Genomic DNA, 17751 nt, shown 5'->3' with positions numbered 1-17751 from the left:
GCGAGTCAATGCCCAGCCAAGCTTGGCGGTTCCGTTCAGACGCGCACGGCCTGCCGCCCCCGTCCCGCCTCGCCGAAGACGCGCAGATAACGTTCGATCTCGGCGCGGTCGCCGGTGGCCTTTTCAACATTGTCCGACAGCTTGACGGCCGGGCGGCCCGCCGCCTGCGTCACCTTGCACACCAGCGACAGGGGCAGAAGTTCAGGCGCCTCGACCGGCGCGCAGTCGCGGAAGTCGTTGGTCAGATTGGTGCCCCAGCCGAAGCTGGTGCGCACCCGGCCCTTGAAGTGGGCGTGGGCCGCCTCGATGCCGTCCACGTCCAGCCCATCGGCCAGGACCAGCAGTCGTTCGCGCGGGTCGCGGCCCTTGGACGCCCACCACTTCATGATGATCTCGCCGCCCTCGATCGGCGGAGCGGAATCGGGGCGGAAGCCCTTCCAGTCGGCCAGCCAGTCGGGCGCGTCGTCCAGAAACGCCTGCGTGCCGAAAGCGTCCGGCAGCGCGATCAGCAGATTGCCGTCATAGGCGGCGCGCCATTCCTCCAGCACCCGATAGGGCGCGGCGCGCAGAGCCGCCTCGTCCTCGCCCGCCATCGCCGCCAGCACCATCGGCAGTTCGTGGCCGTTGGTGCCGATGGCCTCAAGGTCGTTGTTCATGGCCAGCAGGACGTTGGAGGTGCCGATGAAGGCGCTTCCCAGCCCCTCCTTCAGCGCTTCGACGCACCAGCCCTGCCACAGGAAGCCGTGGCGGCGGCGCGTTCCGAAGTCGGACAGGGACAGCGGCTCCAGCTGTCGCAGGCGTTCGATCTTGCTCCACAGCTTGGTCTTGGCGCGCGAATAGAGGATGTCCAGTTCGAACCGGCCCATTCGGCGCAAGGCCCGGCGGCTGCGCAGCTCGTTCAGGATCGACAGGGCGGGGATTTCCCACAGGGTGACATCGGCCCAGCTCCCCGAAAACTCGAGTCGGTATTGGCCGTCGGCGCTGCGCGAGAGGTCGTATTCCGGCAGACGATATTCGGCCAGCCACGCCAGAAAGTCCGGGCTGAAGATCGACTTCACCCCATAAAAGGTGTTGCCGCCCAGCCAGATCAGCTCGCGGTTGGTGAAGCGCAAAGAGCGGGCGTGGTCCAGCTGGGCGCGCAGTTCGGCCTCGTCCACCTCTTCGGCCAGGCGCACCGAAGTCGTGCGGTTGATGACCGAGAACGTCACCGGCACGTCGCGGAACCGCCGCCAGATCAGCTGCAGCATCAGCAGCTTGTAGAAGTCGGTGTCCAGCAGGCTGCGCACGATGGGGTCCAGGCGCCAGCCGTGGTCATAAGCCCGCTTAGCCAGGTCGATGTTCGCCATGCCCGATCAGTCCGCCTTTTATTTCACCGGTTCGCCTGACGCAGGGCGCGTCGGCCCCCTGCCTATCACACACAAGCTCGGCCGCCAGGCTGCGCCTCCGCTAACATATTGGGCGCGCCGCGATCGATTACGATAGCGGGCGTCCTGGCGAACGTCGCCAACACGCCTGCGGTGGAACTGCACGCCTCGCGCGCGGGTTTCCCCGCAGGGCCGCCAGGAGCCCCTTTCACCGGGAGAACGCCATGAAGATTCGCGACGTGATGAGCAAGGACGTGCAGGTCGCCCGCCCCGAAGACACCCTGCAGGCCGTCGCCGGACGCATGGCGGCGGGCGACTTCGGCTTTATCCCGGTGGCCGACGGCGACCGGCTGATCGGCGCCCTGACCGACCGCGATATCGTCGTGCGCGGCGTAGCCTCTGGGGCCGGGCCGGACGCGCGGGTGCTGGACGTGCTGTCGCGCGACGCCCTTGTTGTGCGGGCCGACGATGATTTGAAGGTCGCCCTGGACCTGATGTCCTCGCGTCAGATCCGCCGTTTGCCGGTGGTGGACAAGGACGGCCGCCTGGTCGGGGTGGTGTCGCTAGGCGACCTGTCCACACGGGTCAAGGAACGCTACGCCGGAGAGGCGCTGGAAGAGATTTCCCGCCCCGGCTGACGGCTTTAAGGCCCGCTAACCATGTCGCGGAACCCCGCGATAACAGCTGACGCGCCATGCTGCCTCTTTGATTTTCAGGAGAGACCGGCATGGCGCGCGCCCAGTTCCAGAAGGGCCAGAAGGTCTGGGTCGAAAGCGTCGGCGTCTGGGCCCAGGTCGAGAAGGTCAATCCGGTCTGGGCCAAGGGCTTCGACGAGCCCGTCCGCATCACCTACGACGTGGGTCTGGGGCGTGAATTCGCCGGCGCCGAGCTGCAACTGCCCGCTGAGGACCGCGCGGCCACAGCCATAGGCGACTGGCGCATCCTGCGCGCGCGCAACAAGTGGCAGGACGCCGCCGATTGCGCCCACCATCCCTTCCCCGGCAGCTATCCGGTCGTGGTCACCGACAAGGCCGACTGGGGCGGCTGGCGCGTGCCCGGCGCCGAATACGACCGCGATCCTCAGCGCATCGAGTTCCAGTCCCGCCTGATCGCCGCCGCGCCTGACCTGATGGATCTGGCGCGCGAACTGCTGGCGTCGGTGGCCGAGGCCCCGGAAGACGCCCCGCCCGAGACCGTGCGCCTGGCGCGCCGGGCCCAGACGGTGCTGCGTCGGATCACCGACGTGCTCGCCCCTCCGCCCGAAGCCTCGAAACCCGGGCCCGGCGAGGCCGCCCCGCCTTTCGAAACCGAGGCTTAGCGGCCAAGCGCAGCCTTGAGGCCCCCTCCCGGCCGCCGACCCTCGACAGGAGTCGGCGACACAGCCTAGATTCTTCGCTGAATCGGCACAGGAGGTCGCCTTTTGCAGGGCATAGAGCGGCGCAGCTATGGGCCGGGCCGCAGGGCCACGGACCGACAGGGCGCGCGATCCGCTCCCTGGGCGCGCATCCTTGCGCTCGCCGTCGCCATTGCGCTTGTGGCTTACGCCCTGCTGGTCCTGCGCGAAGCCGACCGGCCCCGCCGCGAGGCCGAGGCCGCCCGCATCGAAGCCCTCAGCCTGGAAGCCCGCCTGGCCGCCTCGCAGGTCGAGGCCCAGGCCAACCGCGCCGCCCTGGCCCTACGCGCGGGCGCGCGGGCCCTGAACCAGACGCCCGCTCAGCCCGCCGCCGCCCTTGATCATGCGCGCGGCCTGGCGCCCGAAGCCGCCTTCATGATCGTAGACCCGCAGGGCCGGATTCTGGCCGCCAGCGGCGCGCGCCTGTCCGCCCCCGCCGCCGCTATCTCCGCCGTCCAACTGGGCGAGGACGGCATGACCCAGAGCGTCACGGCGGGCGGCGGCGCGATCCTGCTGGCCCGCACGCCCCTGCCCGAACTCAAGCCCAGCCTGAAGGACGTGACCCTGTCGGTCATGCCGGCGGGCCAGGCCCCGGCCGAGCCGGGCCGCGCGGTCAAGGGACCGGACGGACAGGCGCGCTCGGCCGCCGTCGCGCCCATTGGCGACACCGGACTGGCCGTGGTGGCCGCCCTGCCCCGGGCCCACGGCCTGGCCGCCTGGCTGGAAGACGCCTGGATGCTGGCCGGGCCCTTGCTGCTCGTGGTGCTGATGCTGGCCGTCATCGCCGTTCAGAACAGCCGCCAGATGCGGGCAGGCCGTCGCTGGGCCGAGACCGAGCGGCGCTTCCGCGTGGCGGTCGAGGCCGCTCGTTGCGGCATATGGGAGTGGGACATCAGTCGCGGCGAAATGGTCCTGTCCGACTATATGGCCGCCCTTCTGGAGGTCGAGGAGGGCACGCGGCTGACGACCCAGGCTCTGATCGAGCGCGTCCACCCCTCCTATCGCGACGTGCTGCATCAGGCCCTGGACGAAGCCGCCGTCAGCGGCGCGTTCGAGGCCGCCTTCCCCATTCCGCTGAAATCGGGCGGCGTCCGCTGGATCGACGCGCGCGGCCAGTCGCGCCAGCCGCGCCGCGACGGCGCCTTCGTCAGCCTGATGGGCGTGGCGCTGGACGTGACCGACGCGCGCCGCACCAAGGCCCAGGCCCAGGCCGCCGAGGGTCGGCTGCGCGACGCGATCGAGAGCGTGTCGGACGCCTTCGTCCTGTTCGACCGACGCGGCCGTCTGATCCTGTGGAATCAGGGCTTTCAGGACGCTTTCGCCTTTCCGCCCGGCGTCGTTCGTCGCGGCGCGCTGAAGGACGAGCTGAACCGCATCGCCGCCGACGCCATCAAGTCCGAGCGTCCCTCCGTCGAAGGGCGCGCCGGGGTGCGCGAGGTCGAGCTGAAGGATGGCCGCTGGCTGCAGATGGCTGAGCGCTTCACTGGCGACGGCGGCACGGTGGTGATCTGCGCCGACATCACCGTCGTCCGCCGCCAGGAGGCCGAGCGCCGCCGCGCCGCCGATGAACTGCGCGCCATGGTCGAAGAGCTGGAGGCCAGCCAGGACAAGCTGTCCCTGCTCGCGCGCAAATATGAGGTCGCCATGACCCGCGCCGAAGACGCCAACCGCGCCAAGTCCGAGTTCCTGGCCAATATGAGCCATGAACTGCGCACGCCGCTGAACGCCATCAACGGCTTCTCGGAGATCATGGCGGGCGAGATGTTCGGGCCGCTGGGCGACCCCCGCTACAAGGGTTACGCCGCCGACATCCACGCCTCGGGCCAGCACCTGCTCAGCCTGATCAACGACATCCTCGACATGGCCAAGATCGAGGCGGGCAAGCTGACCCTGCACTATGAGGCGGTGGCGCTGGACGTGCTGTGCGGCGAGGCGGTGCGGCTGATGCGCGGCAAGGCCCTGGAGTCCCAGTTGCGGCTGGCCCTGTCCTGTCCGGAGGGCCTGCGCGTCGAGGCCGATCAGCGCGGCCTGAAACAGGTCCTGCTGAACCTGATCTCAAACGCCGTGAAGTTCACGCCCGAGGGCGGGGCGGTGCGGGTCAGCGTGGTTCCCAGAGACGATGAGACGGTGCGCATCGCCGTGGCCGACACCGGCATCGGCATCTCGGCGGACGACCTGGCGCGCCTGGCCCAGCCGTTCGAACAGGTCGAAGGCCAGCATTCCAAATCGACGCAGGGCACGGGTCTCGGCCTGGCCCTGACCAAGTCGCTGATCGAGCTGCATCGCGGCCGGATGACGATCGACAGCGAGCCGGGACGCGGCACCACCGTCTGGTTCGACCTGCCCGTCAAAGCCCCGCAAGGCGCCATGAAGCCTGTGGACGGCCCGGTTCAGCGGGTTCAGCGCGCGGCCTGATCACCCGCCGGATCGCCCGCCTTGTGCGCCGGATGCTGCGTGTCGGACGCCGCGCCCTTGTCGCGCGCTTTCGACTTATGACGCGACAGGATCGGCGCCAGGGCCTTTCTGTCGGCCGCCGACAGCCGCCCCAGAGTCTCGACGGCCCCGGCTTCCAGCCGCGCCCGCCCGCGCATCTCCGAGGCGCGCGAGCGTTCCAGCAGGGCGGCGACCGCCACTGCGTCAAAGCCGTCTGACGCCGTCATGGCGATGGCCTCGCGCCGCGCGGCGCGGGCGTCTTCGAAGTCTGGCCGCGCCTCAAGGGCGCTGGCGCGCAGCTCGCCCTTGACCTGATCGCGCACGGCGGGCGGCAAGGCCTCGACCACGGCCCAGACGGGCTCGCTGCGGCCCGGCCGGCGCCCTTCCGCCGCCTGCTCCTGCGCCTTGCGCGACAGCACCCAGGCGGTGCCCCCGCCGACAACGGCGAAGATGTTGAGCGCGACCGAGGCCGCCAGGGCGATCTTCAGACCCTTGTTCATACCTATCCCCCCAGGCCAGCGGCCAGGATCTCAGCGTCGTCCGGCGCCGTCAGACTGGCCTGATACAAGACGGTGTCGGCCCGGATTTCCGCCGTCATCTGACTGGTCAGCACCATGCCGAAGGCCACGCCCGCACAGGCGGCGGCGGCCCAGCCTGCGCCCGACATCCACGCGAACGGCCCCAGCAACCCTCGGCGCCGCCCAAGATGGGCGCCCGCCGCATCGGCGATGACCCGTTCGCGCAGGGCGTGCGACGGCGCCGGACGCGGCGCGGCATCCAGAAAGGCGTCCAGCAAGTCCGCCTCGCCCAGAACCCGCCCTGCGCGCGGATCGGCGGCCAACAACCGGCGCGCGGCCTCGCGCTCCGCTTCGGGCCAGCGGCGCAGGTCCGCGCCATAGGCGTCGGCCAGATGCTCAAAACGTTCCAGGTCCATCGTCGTCATCTTCAGCCCTTATCTCCCCGCCGCCTTCACGACGCCCTGCGGCGCGATGTCCGCCAGCGCCGTCCGCAACGCCCGCCGCCCGCGTGACAACAGGCTTTCCAGCGCCTCCACGCTGATCTCCATCAGGGCAGCGGCCTCGATATTGCCCAGCTCCTGATAGTGGCACAGGACGATGGCCTCGCGCTGGCGCGGCGGCAGGCGCGACAGGGCCGCCTCGACCTGGGCGCCCGTCTCGGCGGCCAGCAGGCCCCGGTCCGGCGCCGGGCCGTCGTCGACATGGTCAGGCATGACGTCCGTCGCGATCTCGCGGCGGCGGCGCAGCCGGTCGTAACAGAGGTTGAGGGCCACGCGATGCAGCCAGGTGTCGAAGCGCGCCTGACCGGGCGTCCAGCGCGGCGCCTGTTTCCAGGCTCTAAGCATCGCCTCCTGGGCCACGTCCTCAGCCTCCGCCGCGTCGCCCAGCATCCGCTGAGCGAGCGACAACATGCGCGGCAGCTTGCGCGCGACCATGGCCTGAACGGCGGCAGGATCGCCCGCGCCCACGCGCTTCACCAGGTCCTCGTCGGGGTCGGCGACCTTCGCCAATCACGCCTCTTTGCTTGGCTGCAACAAGGGCGAGCGGTCCAGCCGCCGTCCCCGACATCACCTTACTCCGAAACGGGCGCCGAAGGCGACGCCGTCCCCTGCGGGCGCTCGGCCGACGGACGCTCCATCCGGCGCATCTCGCGCTTCTGACGCATCTCGGCGCGGCCCGCCTGCATGGCGGCGCGGCGTTCGTCGACGCTCAGCATCCCGTCGCGGTTCGCATCCATGCGGGCGAAGCTTTCCGTCGCCTTGCGCTCCGCTTCGGCGATGACGATGGGAAAGCGGTCCGCGCCGCCGCGCGCGGCGTGGCCCCCCATGCGCCCCTGCTTCATGCCGCCTCGTGCATGGCCCCAGCGGCCGGCGGCCATCCGGCCTTCTCCGCGCGCCTGCTGGCGCGGCGCCTCGAACTCGGCGCGGCTGATGGAGCCGTCCTTATCGGCGTCCAGGCGATCGAACTGGGCGGCGCGACGTTCGGCGCGGCGGGCCTGAGCATGGCCGCGCATTTCTTCGGCCGTCACCTGACCGTCTCCGTTGGCGTCGGCGGCGCGCAACCGCTCGACGCGTCTCTGAACGAAGTCAGCCTGGCTGATCGGCTGACCGGCAGACTGGGCCATGCGCGCCTGGCGTCCCGTTTCCGGCGTGGTCTGCGCCGCAGCGGCGCCGCCCAGCGTCAGCATGAGGGCGGATACGGCGGCGGCGGCGAATATGGTCTTCATCTCGATGGTCTCCTGGGGCGAAGCCGCCCCGAAAGCATCCCTGTCGAGAGATAGAACGGCGACCGGATCAGTTTCCGTCGCTGATCGGCGGCAGAACCGAATCAAAGGCCCGCCGCGCGCGTAGCCGCAGATCGATCAGCTGCGCCTTCAGCGTGTCGAAATCCGGAGCCCCGACCGCTGCGGCCAGACGCTGCTGAAAGCTTGGCGGCTCCTCATCGGGGTCGTTCTTATCCTCAAAGGCGCAGGCGGTCAGTTGCGACAGCTGCTGATGCATGCGCCAGCTGTCGGCCAGCACAGGGTCGTCCTTCAGCGCCTCCAGCGTCGAGACGGTCAGGGGCCGGCCCGCCGCCCCCGCCATCAGCTGGCGGTACTGGCCGACGAACTCGGCGTCCACCTGAGCCCCCGCCGACAGCTTCAGATCCCAGAACCCCTTAGCCGCCCGTTCGCGCTCCATCAGATCGCGCATGGCCCGCACTTCGCGCGCGGTTTGCACCGCGTCCCTGGGCCGCCGCAAGGCCTCCTCCAGCGCCGCCGTGACCTCGGCGCCGAATGCCTCATCGCTGGCCCAGACCACGCGCGCGCGGGTCAGGGCCATGAACTCCCAGGTGTCGGCCTCTTCGGCGTAATAGGCGCGCAGGGTCTCCAGCCGCACCGACACCGGCCCCTTAGAGCCCGTAGGGCGCAGGCGCATGTCGACCTCATACAGGCCGCCCTCGGCGGTGTGGGCGGACAGGGCGGCGATGAACCGCTGGGTGAAGCGGCCGTAAAAGGTCTCGGCGCTCCAGCCGCGCCCGGCGGATGCGGCCTCAGGCGGCGCCGCATAGACGGTCATCAGGTCCAGGTCCGAGCCCGCCGACATCTCGCGCGAGCCCGCCTTGCCCAGGGCGACGACGGCTGCTGCGCCCGCCAGCGCCCCGCCGAGGCGTTCGGCCTCCTTCAGGGCCGCCGGGGCCAGCGCCCGCATACAGGCGTCGGCCAGATCGGTGTTGGCGCGGCCGGCCTCCTCGGGCCCCGCGCGGCCGGTGATGGTGTGCATGCCGATGCGGAAGACCTGCTCGCGATGCTGGCGACGCACGACGTTCATCGCCTCCTCGAAATCGCTTGCGGCGGCGGCCTCGGCCAGAAGCTGGGCGACGACGCCCGAGTCGGTGTCCAGATCCGTCAGGAAGCGCGCGTCCAGCACGCCGTCCAGCGCCTGCGGACGCCGCCCCAGCATCCGGGCCAGCCGTGGCGCAAAGGCCATCACCTCGACCACCAGTTCGAACAGCTTGGGCTGGTTCAGGAACAGGGCCTGCACCTGCACACCCGCACTCAGCCCTGCGAAGAAGACGGCGAACCGGCGGAAGGCCGCGTCCGGCGCCCCCGTCTTGGCCACCGCCGTCAGCAGTTGCGGCGCCAGCCGGGTGAACAGCTCGCGTCCGCGCGCCGTCCGGGTCGCCTGAATGCGGCCGTGGTGCCAGCTGCGGATCGTGTCGGACACGCTGGCGGGCTCGGAAAAGCCCATGCGGGCCAACGTCTCCAGCGTGCCGGGGTCGTTCTCCACCCCGGTGAAGACGAGGCTGCCATAGGGCGAGGACAGGTCTTCACCGCCTTCGAACAGTTCGCCATAGCGGGCGTTGACGCGCATCAGCAGGCGCTCGATCCCGGCGTCGAAGGCCGCCAGATCGCCCTGTCCGGTCAGAGCCGCCACATCGGCGCGGCGGTCGGGATCGACGGGCAGGATATGCGTCTGTTCGTCCGCCAGCATCTGGGCCCGATGCTCCAGCGCGCGCAAGGTCACATAGGCGGCGCGCAGTTCATCGCGCGCCTCAGGGCTGACGTGCCCCGCCTTGGTCAGGGCGTCCAGCGCCTCCAGCGTGCGCGGCGAGCGCAAGGCCCGGTTGCGGCCTCCCAGGATCAGCTGCTGAGTCTGGACGTAGAACTCGATCTCTCGGATGCCGCCGCGACCCAGCTTCAGGTTGGCGCCCGCCGCCTCCAGCCCCTCGCCGGTCTTGTGGACGTGGATCTGCTTCTTGATCGACTGGATGTCGAGCACCGCCTGATAGTCCAGACTGCGGCGCCAGATGTAGGGGACCAGCGCCTTCAGGAAACCGGCGCCCTCGGCCGCGTCGCCGGCGCAGACGCGGGCCTTGATGAAGGCCGCACGCTCCCAGTTCTGGCCGACGGATTCATAGTAGGCCAGGGCCATCGGCGCCGCGACCGCCGGCGGGGTCGACGACGGGTCGGGCCGCAGCCGCAAATCGACCCTGAAGACGTAACCGTCCGCCGTCCGCTCACTCAGAAGGGCGGTCAGCCCCTGCGCCAGACGGTTGACGAAGCCCTGCATTTCGACGCCCTCGGACAGGGCGGCCTCCAATACCTCCGGCTCGTAGAAGAGCGACAGGTCGATGTCGGAGGAATAGTTCAGCTCGAACGCCCCGCCCTTGCCCATCGCCAGGACGAACAGGCCGGGAACCGGCCCGCGCGGATCGTCGGGCGCCGAGATCAGCCGCCCGCGCCTGCGCCAGTCGTCGGCCAGTATTCTGAGCGCCGCGCGCGCCGCCGCATCGGCGAACCGCGACAGGGCGCCCGTCACCTGATCCAGATCCCAGACGCCGCCCAGGTCGCACAGGGCCGTCAGCAGATGCAGTTCCGCCTTCAGATGACGCAGCGGCGCCTTGGCCTCGTCCGGCGCGCCGCTCAGGGCGTCGGTCGCGGCCAGAATCTCCGCCAGCCGCGCCTCGGGGTCGCTGTCCAGCGTCCGCCGCAACCGATCCGGCCAGCGCCGCGCCAGCCCGGCTAGATAGGGCGAGGCGGCGAAGACCGGCAGCAAGGCCCCCCACGCCGCATCCAGCGTCGCGCCCCAGCCCTCGGCCTCCGCCGCTTCAGCCAGTCGTTCATGCAGGCGCGCCGCCGCCTCGACGTCGCGGACGGGGCCGCAGGGCTGCAACCGCGTCGCCAGACCTTGGCTCACGCCTCGGCCTCGGGCGGGCGCGTCGCGGGGGGCAGGATCAGGGCCACGCGCAGGCCTGGCCCGCGCCCGTCATAGACGCCCGGCCCTTCGTCCAGCTGGATGCGGCCGCCGTGCGCCTCGGCCACCGCCGTGACCAGCGACAGGCCCAGGCCCGAGCCCGGCTCGGTGCGGCTGTTATCCAGCCGCACGAAGCGCTGCAGCACCCGTTCGCGATCCTCGTCCGGCACTCCGGGTCCATTGTCGGTGACGGAAAACTCCACATCGCCGGACGAGCGCCGCCGCGCGCGGAACATCACCGCCCCGCCCTCGGGCGTATATTTGATGGCGTTGTCGATCAGATTGGCCAGGGCCTGGGCCAGGAAGGGCTGGTTGCCCTCGATGAACAGCCCCTTCTCGATCTCGGCGGCGAACTCCAGCCCCTTGTCCTCGCCCGCCGGTTCGTAAAGCTCGGCCATGTCGGCGGCCAGGTCCGCGGCGTCGAACACCCTCGGCTCCGGCGAACCGCCCGATTGAAGGCGGGCGATGGCCAGGACGGTGTTGAAGGTCTTGAGCAGGGCGTCGGCCTCATCCAGCGCCACGCTCAGAGCGTCGACGCCCGAGGTCCGCCCCGCCTCGGCGTCGATCAGGGCCACCTCCATCTTGGCCTTCATCCGGTTCAACGGCGTGCGCAGGTCGTGGGCGATGGCGTCGCCGGCATGGCGGATCGAGGCCATCGAGCCTTCCAGCCGGTCCAGCATCCCGTTCAGCCCCTCGGCCAGTTCGTCCAGTTCGTCGCCGGAATGCCGGATGGGCACGCGCGCCTTCAGGTCGCCCTCCTGCACCGCCGTGACCACGCGGTTCAGCCCGGCCATGACCCGCTCGACCCTGCGGCTGATCCACAGCCCGCCGCCCACGCCCAGCACCAGCACCATGACCATCGCTCCCCACAGGGCTTGGGTCAGCCGCGCCAGATAGGCCTCGATGTCGCCGATGTCCTCGCCCACGAACAGGTGTTCGCCGCCCGACAGCGGGGTGTCGATGCCGATCGATTGGCGGCGCCGGACGCGACCGTCTTCATCCGTGTCGGTCAGGCGGAAACTGTCCCACTGCCCCGGCTTCACCCCGTCGGGCACGTCGGTGATGTTGGCGGTGATGATGCGGCCCTCGGCGTCCTTGAAGACATAGAGATACGGCCCGTTGCGGATCGCCCGTTCGACCAGCGCCTGATTGAGGGCGTCTCGGCCGCGCGTGCGATAGATGGCGGTCAGACTGTCGATCTCGCCCTGGACGCTGGCCTCCGCCCGCATCCGCGCCTCTGACGCCGAGGCGAAATAGACATAGGCCAGCACCGCGCTCGCCGTCGCCACGAACAGCGCCAGAAACAGCAGCGTCAGCCGAAAGGGCGTGCGGCGGAAGAGGGAGGGGAGTTTCACTTTGACCTATCTCCCTCCCCTTCATGGGGAGGGTGGTCGCGCAGCGACCGGGTGGGGAGGGCCTCAAGCGCGCCCATTATGCCCCCCATCACGCCGTCCAGATCATCGCGAACGGCGGCGTTGTCGAACCTCAGCGTCGTGAACCCTTCGCCAGCCAGCACGGCGTCCCTCATCTTGTCCCTGTTCGCCCGCGCCTCGACCGTATGGGTGACGCCGTCCACCTCTATGACCAAGCGCCGGTCGAAACAGAAGAAGTCGAGATAATAACCGCGAAACGGCGCCTGCCGCCGAAAATGAAACCCTTGGGCGCGCAACAACTTCAACTGCACCCACAGACGCGCCTCGGGCGGCGTCAGCGCCTTTCGCATGGCGCGGGCTCGAGCGATGATCGCCATGATTTGCAAGCCCTCCCCACCCGACCGGCTGCGCCGGCCACCCTCCCCATAAAGGGGAGGGAGAAAGATTGCGCGCCTTACGCCTCCAGCCGGTACCCCGCGCCGCGCACGGTCTGCAGCATGGCCCTGTCGAAACCCTTGTCGATCTTGGAGCGCAGGCGGCTGATGTGCACGTCGATGACGTTGGTCTGAGGGTCGAAGTGGTATTCCCAGACCTTCTCCAGCAGCATGGTGCGCGTCACCGACTGGCCCGCGTGGCGCATCAGGAACTCCAGCAGCTGGAACTCGCGCGGCTGCAGGTCGATCTCCTGGCCGTCGCGGTGGACGGTGCGGGCGATCAGGTTCATCTCCAGGTCGCCGACCTTGAGCACGGTCTGGACCCCGCCGGTCTCGCGGCGGCGCGACAGGGCCTCGACCCGGGCGACCAGTTCGGCCAGGGCGTAGGGTTTGACCAGATAGTCGTCGCCGCCCGCCTTCAGGCCCGTCACGCGGTCCTCGACCTCGCCCAGGGCGGACAGGAACAGCACGGGCGTCTGGTCGCCGCCCTTGCGGATGGTTTCGACCATGCCGACGCCGTCCAGGCGCGGCATCATGCGGTCCACGACGTAGACGTCGTAGCCGCCCTTCTGCGATTCCAGCAGGCCGAAGGCGCCGTCCACAGCGTGGGTGACCTCGTGCCCGGCCTCGCTCAGGCCGCGCACCATGGCGGTCGCGGCTTCAGCATCGTCCTCAACCACCAGAATACGCATGCAGCCTCCCAAAAAAGATTCGGCGGCGATGTTAGCGCATCGCCGCCGATCCCGTGAGTTACGCCTTATTCAGACTTGGCGAAGGGCAGTACCACCGAGGAGTTGGTTCCCTGCACCCGGATGAGCAGGAAGACTCCCGGCCGTCCCGCCGAGCGCGCCTCGTCCACAGCCGCCTTGAAGTCCGCCTCGGAACGGACCACGCGGTTGTTGGCGCGCTGGATGACCGTGCCGACCGGCATCCGCATCTTGCCCGCTTCCGAACGCGGAGCGACGGCGGTGACCACCACGCCCTGCATGTCGTCGGGGATGGAGTAGCGCTGACGCAGCGCCGAGGTGATCGGCGCTACGGTCATGCCTTCGATCGACTGGCCGACAGCCGCGCCGTCTTCGCCGGGTTGCTGGGCGCTTGAACCCTGATCGCCGTTCAGCTCGGCTTCCGAGGGACGGGTGCCTGCGCGGATGTTGAGAGTCTGGCGTTTGCCGTCCCGCAGGACTTCAAGCCGCAGCGTATCGCCAGGCTTGGCGCGGGCGACGCGACGGGTCAGCTCGGTCGAGCTATCGACCGCCTCGCCGTTGACGCTGACGACCACGTCGCCGATCTGCATCCCGCCGCGCTCGCCCGGCGCGCCGGCCGTGACCTCGGCGACATAGGCGCCCTTGACGTCTTCGTTCAGGCCCAGGGCGGCGGCCGCCTCCTTGGACAGGGTCTGGATCTGCACGCCCAGATAGCCGCGCTGGACCGTCTCGCCGCGCATCAGCTTGTCGGTGACGGCCTTGGCCGTGGTCGCGGGAATGGCGAAGCCGATGCCGACCGAGCCGCCCGACGGCGAGAAGATCGCCGTGTTCACGCCGATCACCCGACCGTAGATGTCGAAGGTCGGACCGCCGGAGTTGCCGCGGTTGATGGCCGCGTCGATCTGCAGATATTCGTTGTAGCCGATCGGATCGATGTCGCGCGACTTGGCCGAGACGATGCCGGCCGTCGCCGTGCCGCCCAGGCCGAAGGGGTTGCCCACGGCGATGACCCAGTCGCCGACGCGCGGCTCGGCGGCTTCTTCAAAGCTGACGAAGGGGAAGGCCGAACCTTCGACCTTGATGACGGCCAGATCGGTGCCTTCGTCGCGGCCGATCAGCTTGGCCTTGAGTTCGCGGCCGTCGCTGAGCTTGACCGAGATCTCCTCGGCGTTCTCCACCACGTGATTGTTGGTGACGATGAAGCCGTCGGCCGAGATGAAGAAGCCCGAACCCGCGCCGGCGGCTAGCTGAGTGTTGTCTTCCTCGCCTTCACCCGAGCCGCCCGGCGCGCCGGGGATCGGCACGGCGCCGAAGCCGGGGATCTGGAACACGCCGCGCGGGCGCTGGACGCGGGTCTTGACGTCGATCTGCACCACGGCGGGGGCGACCTGCTGGAAGATGTCGGCGAAGCTGAGCGGCGCGCCCTGCGGGGGGGCGAACGCCAAGGCTCCGGCCCCCGCGGAGGGAACCAGCTGCCCGACCTTGGCGGCAGGCGCGGCTTCGGCGCCCGGCCAGGTGATGACCCCGCCCGCCGTCGCGGCGGCGGCGAAGGTCAGGCCGACAGCGGCCCCCAGAATGAACTCCTTGCGTTTCAGCATCGTCGTCCTTGCAGTCTTTACTGGCGGATACGGAAAGCTCCGTTCGCACATGGATATAGGGCGTTTTGGCTCAAGCCAATGCGCGCCGTCGCGATGATTGTTCCCGATCATCGTTCGGCGTATGGCGCGTCTGCGTCAGGAAGGCGGCGAAAGGCTTGCCGAATGGAAAGCTTCAGGCGTTTTCGTCGTCAGCCGTAAACTCGGCCAGGGCGCGTTCTTCTTCCGCCGTGAGAGGGGCGGCGTCGCCCGGCCCGCGACGGCGTGCGCGCAGGACCAGCACGACCCCCGCCCCCGCCGCCAGGGCGAACGGGCCGAACCACAACAGCCAGGTGCCGATGCGCACCGGCGGCTGGAACAGCACGTAATCGCCATAGCGCCGGATCAGGTCGTCCTTGATCTGGGCGTCGGTCTTTCCCGCCGCGATCTGTTCGCGCACCAGTCCGCGCAGGTCGGCGGCGATGCCTGCGGGGCTGTCTGCGATCGATTCATGCTGACAGACGACGCAGCGGATATCGCCGAACAGGGCCCGGGCGCGGGCCTCCTGCGCCGGGTCCGTCAGCGGCCGGTCAGGCGCGGGCGGCGGTTCGGCCAGAGCCGGCCCAGTTGCACTGGCCAGCAGGACGGCGGCGAACAGGGCGGCGGCGCGCCTCATGCCTGAGCCTCGACGGGCTCGACCGGCTTGGCGGCCTTCTTCGCGCGCGAACCCGCCCCGACGCGCAGGCGACGGTCCAGCAGCGAGATCAGACCGCCCAGCGCCATCAGCGCCGGCCCCAGGAAGATCAGCCGCGCCCACGGGTTGTAATAGATGCGCACGATCCAGGCGCGCTCGCCGTCGTCGGTTGCCGCCCGGTCGCCCATGACCGCGTAGACGTCGTCCAGACCGCGGAAGTCGAGGCCGACCTCGGTCGTCGTCTGGCCGCCCGCCGGGAAGAAGCGACGCTCGGCGGTGATGACGCGCTCGGGCGCGCGGCCGTCGACGGACATGATGGTCAGGCGGCCTTGCTCAGCCAGATAGTTCGGCCCCTCGATGACCTGCACCGCGTCCAGCCGCGCCTTCCACGGCCCGGCGGCGACTTCCCCGCCCAGCGGCAGGGCGGCGGCGGCCTCGGCCTTGAAGCTGGTCTCGACGACGGCGCCCAGGATGAAAACGCCCAGACCGGCGTGGGCCAACGCCATGCCCCAGGCGCCCAGCGGCAGGCCCTTGGCCCGGCGCAGGGTCTCGGCCAAGGGTGCGCGCAGGGCCTTGGTCCGCACGCCCAGTTCGGCCAGCGCGCCGAGGATCAGCCACGCTCCGACGCCCAGCCCTGCGGCGGCCAGCGCCTTCTTGGGCTCGAACAGGAAGAAGGCGGCGACGGCGGCGGCCAAGGCCAAGCCAGCGGCCCACCACAGGCGCTGCAGGGCGCCCTTCAGGTCGCCCCGCTTCCACGCCAGCAACGGCCCGGCGGGCAGGATCAGGCAGGCGACGATCATCAGCGGGTTGAAGACAGCGTTGAAATAGGGCGGGCCGACAGAGATGGTCGCGCCGGTCGCGGCCTCCAGGATCAGGGGATAAAGGGTGCCCAGCAGCACCGTCGCCGCCGCCGCCGTCAGGAACAGGTTGTTCAGCACCAGCGCGCCTTCGCGGCTGATCGGCGCAAAGGCCGCGCCCGACCGGATCGCCGGGGCGCGAAGGGCGAACAGGATGAAGGCCGCGCCCGCCGCCACGCCCAGAATGGCCAGCAGCATCATCCCCCGCTGAGGATCGACGGCGAAGGCGTGGACGGAGGTCAGCACGCCCGAGCGCACCAGAAACGCGCCCAGCATGGAGAAGGTGAAGGCCAGGATCGCCAGGAACACCGTCCACCCCGCCAGCGCCCCGCGCCGCTCGGTGACGATGGCCGAGTGCAGCAGGGCCGCCCCCGCCAGCCACGGCATGAAGCTGGCGTTCTCGACCGGGTCCCAGAACCACCAGCCGCCCCAGCCCAGCTCGTAATAGGCCCAGAAGGAGCCGAGCGCGATGCCGACCGTCAGCAAGGCCCAGGACGCCAGCGCCCAGGGACGCACCCAGCGGCCCCAGGCCGGATCGACGCGCTTCTCGATCAGGGCGGCGACCGCCAGCGAAAAACAGACGGAAAAGCCGACATAGCCGCCGTAAAGCAGCGGCGGGTGCACCGCCAGCGCCGGATCCTGCAGCAGCGGGTTCAGCGACGCGCCCTGCACCGGGGCAGGGTCCAGCCGGAAGAAGGGGTTGGAGGTGAAGGCGGCGAAGGCCAGAAACAGGCTCGACAGGCCCGCCTGCACGGCCACGGCCGAGGTCTTCAGCCCGAACGGCAGGCCGCGCGCCAGCGCTAGCGCCCCGCCGAAGACCGTCATCACCAGACACCACAGCAGCAGGGAGCCCTCATGGCTGCCCCATGCGGCGGCGACCTTGTAGAAGACCGGCTTGTCGGTGTGGCTGTTCATGGCCACGTTCGACACCGAGAAGTCCGAGACGACAAAGGCGTAGATCAGGGCGCCGAAGGCCAGAAGGATCGCCCCGGCCGAGGCCAGCATGGCGCCGCCGCCGGCGCCCGCCAGCACGGGGCTGAGCCGCAGCCGCCCCGCCGTGGTCAGCGCCAGGCTGAGGACCGACAGCGCGAGCGCCAGGATCAGGGCGAAGGCGCCCAGTTCGACGATCAAGGCTTAAGTCCCCTGCTGCGCGCCGACGGCGGGCGCCGCCGCGTCGTCGGGCCGCCACTCGCCCTTTTCCTTCAGCCGGTCGGCGACTTCGCGCGGCATATAGGTCTCGTCGTGTTTGGCCAGCACCTGGCTGGCCTCGAACACGCGGTCGGGGCGGAAGGCGCCTTGCGCTACGATTCCCTGCCCCTCGCGGAACAGGTCGGGCAGGTCGCCGTGATAGATCACCTGCGCCGTCGCCCCGTTGTCGGTGACGACGAAGACGACCGAGCCGTCTGCGGCCTTGATCACGCTGCCCGCCTCGACCAGACCGCCCAGACGGATCATCTGCCCGGCGGGCACCTTCTGCGGCGTCACTTCCGAAGGAGAGTAGAAGAAGGTCACATTGTCCTTCATCGCCCACAGCGACAGGCCGACGGCCAGCGCCAGCACGGGCGCCGCGGCGATGACGACCCACAGGCGACGGCGCGCCTTGGGGGATTTGGGCAACCAGCTCATGTCAACGATCCGGGGACGGCGAAAACGCCGTCGCATATAGGG

At 70.0% G+C, this 17751-nt stretch carries 16 protein-coding genes; 3 read left to right on the top strand and 13 right to left on the bottom strand.

The features are described 5' to 3' along the window. Nucleotides 1-35: 35 nt before the first annotated feature. A complete protein-coding gene (locus ACLBV5_RS05805; protein ID WP_253119812.1) occupies nucleotides 36-1346 on the bottom strand; it encodes a nicotinate phosphoribosyltransferase in 1311 nt (436 codons plus the stop codon). 242 nt (nucleotides 1347-1588) lie between these two features. Here ACLBV5_RS05805 and ACLBV5_RS05800 point away from each other — a divergent pair, with 242 nt between their 5' ends. The 3 genes from ACLBV5_RS05800 to ACLBV5_RS05790 all read left to right on the top strand — a co-directional run bounded on the left by ACLBV5_RS05800 (nucleotide 1589) and on the right by ACLBV5_RS05790 (nucleotide 5172). Then, the gene (locus ACLBV5_RS05800; RefSeq protein WP_134582385.1) at nucleotides 1589-2002 is read left to right on the top strand and encodes a CBS domain-containing protein; all 414 of its coding nucleotides are present in this window, start codon (nucleotides 1589-1591) and stop codon (nucleotides 2000-2002) included. Between the two features lie 89 nt (nucleotides 2003-2091). Further along, nucleotides 2092-2682 carry a hypothetical protein gene (locus ACLBV5_RS05795; RefSeq protein ID WP_278070440.1) on the top strand — a complete coding sequence of 197 codons (591 nt, stop codon included), beginning with the start codon at nucleotides 2092-2094 and terminating at the stop codon, nucleotides 2680-2682. Nucleotides 2683-2784: 102 nt separating this feature from the next. Continuing rightward, nucleotides 2785-5172 (top strand): ATP-binding protein, encoded by a 2388-nt coding sequence (locus tag ACLBV5_RS05790; RefSeq protein ID WP_392354952.1) that lies wholly within the window; start codon nucleotides 2785-2787, stop codon nucleotides 5170-5172. On the opposite strand, the gene ACLBV5_RS05785 is transcribed toward ACLBV5_RS05790, so the two are convergent. From ACLBV5_RS05785 to ccmE, 12 genes are all read right to left on the bottom strand, one after another. Further along, on the bottom strand, nucleotides 5157-5690 hold the full coding sequence (locus tag ACLBV5_RS05785; RefSeq protein ID WP_278070438.1) for a periplasmic heavy metal sensor: 534 nt from the start codon (nucleotides 5688-5690) through the stop codon (nucleotides 5157-5159). The genes ACLBV5_RS05790 and ACLBV5_RS05785 overlap by 16 nt on opposite strands. A gap of 2 nt (nucleotides 5691-5692) precedes the next feature. Then, the gene (locus ACLBV5_RS05780) at nucleotides 5693-6133 is read right to left on the bottom strand and encodes a hypothetical protein (RefSeq protein ID WP_447605086.1); all 441 of its coding nucleotides are present in this window, start codon (nucleotides 6131-6133) and stop codon (nucleotides 5693-5695) included. 9 nt (nucleotides 6134-6142) lie between these two features. Then, nucleotides 6143-6718, bottom strand: a complete 576-nt coding sequence (locus tag ACLBV5_RS05775) for an RNA polymerase sigma factor (RefSeq protein WP_447605085.1) — start codon at nucleotides 6716-6718, stop codon at nucleotides 6143-6145. Nucleotides 6719-6780: 62 nt separating this feature from the next. Continuing rightward, nucleotides 6781-7434: an EF-hand domain-containing protein gene (locus tag ACLBV5_RS05770; RefSeq protein WP_447605084.1), complete on the bottom strand. Its 654-nt coding sequence runs from the start codon at nucleotides 7432-7434 to the stop codon at nucleotides 6781-6783. A gap of 67 nt (nucleotides 7435-7501) precedes the next feature. Continuing rightward, entirely contained in the window at nucleotides 7502-10387 is a 2886-nt protein-coding gene (locus tag ACLBV5_RS05765) for a bifunctional [glutamine synthetase] adenylyltransferase/[glutamine synthetase]-adenylyl-L-tyrosine phosphorylase (RefSeq protein ID WP_447605083.1), read from the bottom strand. Beyond that, nucleotides 10384-11799 (bottom strand): ATP-binding protein, encoded by a 1416-nt coding sequence (locus tag ACLBV5_RS05760; RefSeq protein ID WP_447605082.1) that lies wholly within the window; start codon nucleotides 11797-11799, stop codon nucleotides 10384-10386. The genes ACLBV5_RS05765 and ACLBV5_RS05760 overlap by 4 nt, the downstream gene beginning before the upstream one ends. Continuing rightward, nucleotides 11796-12194 carry an endonuclease domain-containing protein gene (locus ACLBV5_RS05755; protein WP_447605081.1) on the bottom strand — a complete coding sequence of 133 codons (399 nt, stop codon included), beginning with the start codon at nucleotides 12192-12194 and terminating at the stop codon, nucleotides 11796-11798. The genes ACLBV5_RS05760 and ACLBV5_RS05755 overlap by 4 nt, the downstream gene beginning before the upstream one ends. Nucleotides 12195-12271: 77 nt before the next feature. After that, complete coding sequence (locus tag ACLBV5_RS05750) at nucleotides 12272-12943, bottom strand: response regulator transcription factor (protein ID WP_025978525.1); 672 nt, start codon at nucleotides 12941-12943, stop codon at nucleotides 12272-12274. A 65-nt stretch (nucleotides 12944-13008) separates the two neighbouring features. After that, nucleotides 13009-14556 (bottom strand): Do family serine endopeptidase, encoded by a 1548-nt coding sequence (locus tag ACLBV5_RS05745; protein WP_447605080.1) that lies wholly within the window; start codon nucleotides 14554-14556, stop codon nucleotides 13009-13011. A gap of 172 nt (nucleotides 14557-14728) precedes the next feature. Beyond that, nucleotides 14729-15208 (bottom strand): cytochrome c-type biogenesis protein, encoded by a 480-nt coding sequence (locus ACLBV5_RS05740; RefSeq protein WP_312448695.1) that lies wholly within the window; start codon nucleotides 15206-15208, stop codon nucleotides 14729-14731. After that, a complete protein-coding gene (locus ACLBV5_RS05735) occupies nucleotides 15205-17214 on the bottom strand; it encodes a heme lyase CcmF/NrfE family subunit (protein WP_447605079.1) in 2010 nt (669 codons plus the stop codon). Before ACLBV5_RS05735 ends, ACLBV5_RS05740 begins: the two co-directional genes overlap by 4 nt. Before the next feature lie 3 nt (nucleotides 17215-17217). After that, nucleotides 17218-17709 (bottom strand): cytochrome c maturation protein CcmE, encoded by a 492-nt coding sequence (gene ccmE, locus ACLBV5_RS05730; RefSeq protein ID WP_447605078.1) that lies wholly within the window; start codon nucleotides 17707-17709, stop codon nucleotides 17218-17220. Nucleotides 17710-17751 lie beyond the last annotated feature (42 nt).

This window comes from Brevundimonas sp. M1A4_2e (assembly GCF_053345555.1).
This window is presented reverse-complemented; position numbering and strand designations above follow the sequence as displayed.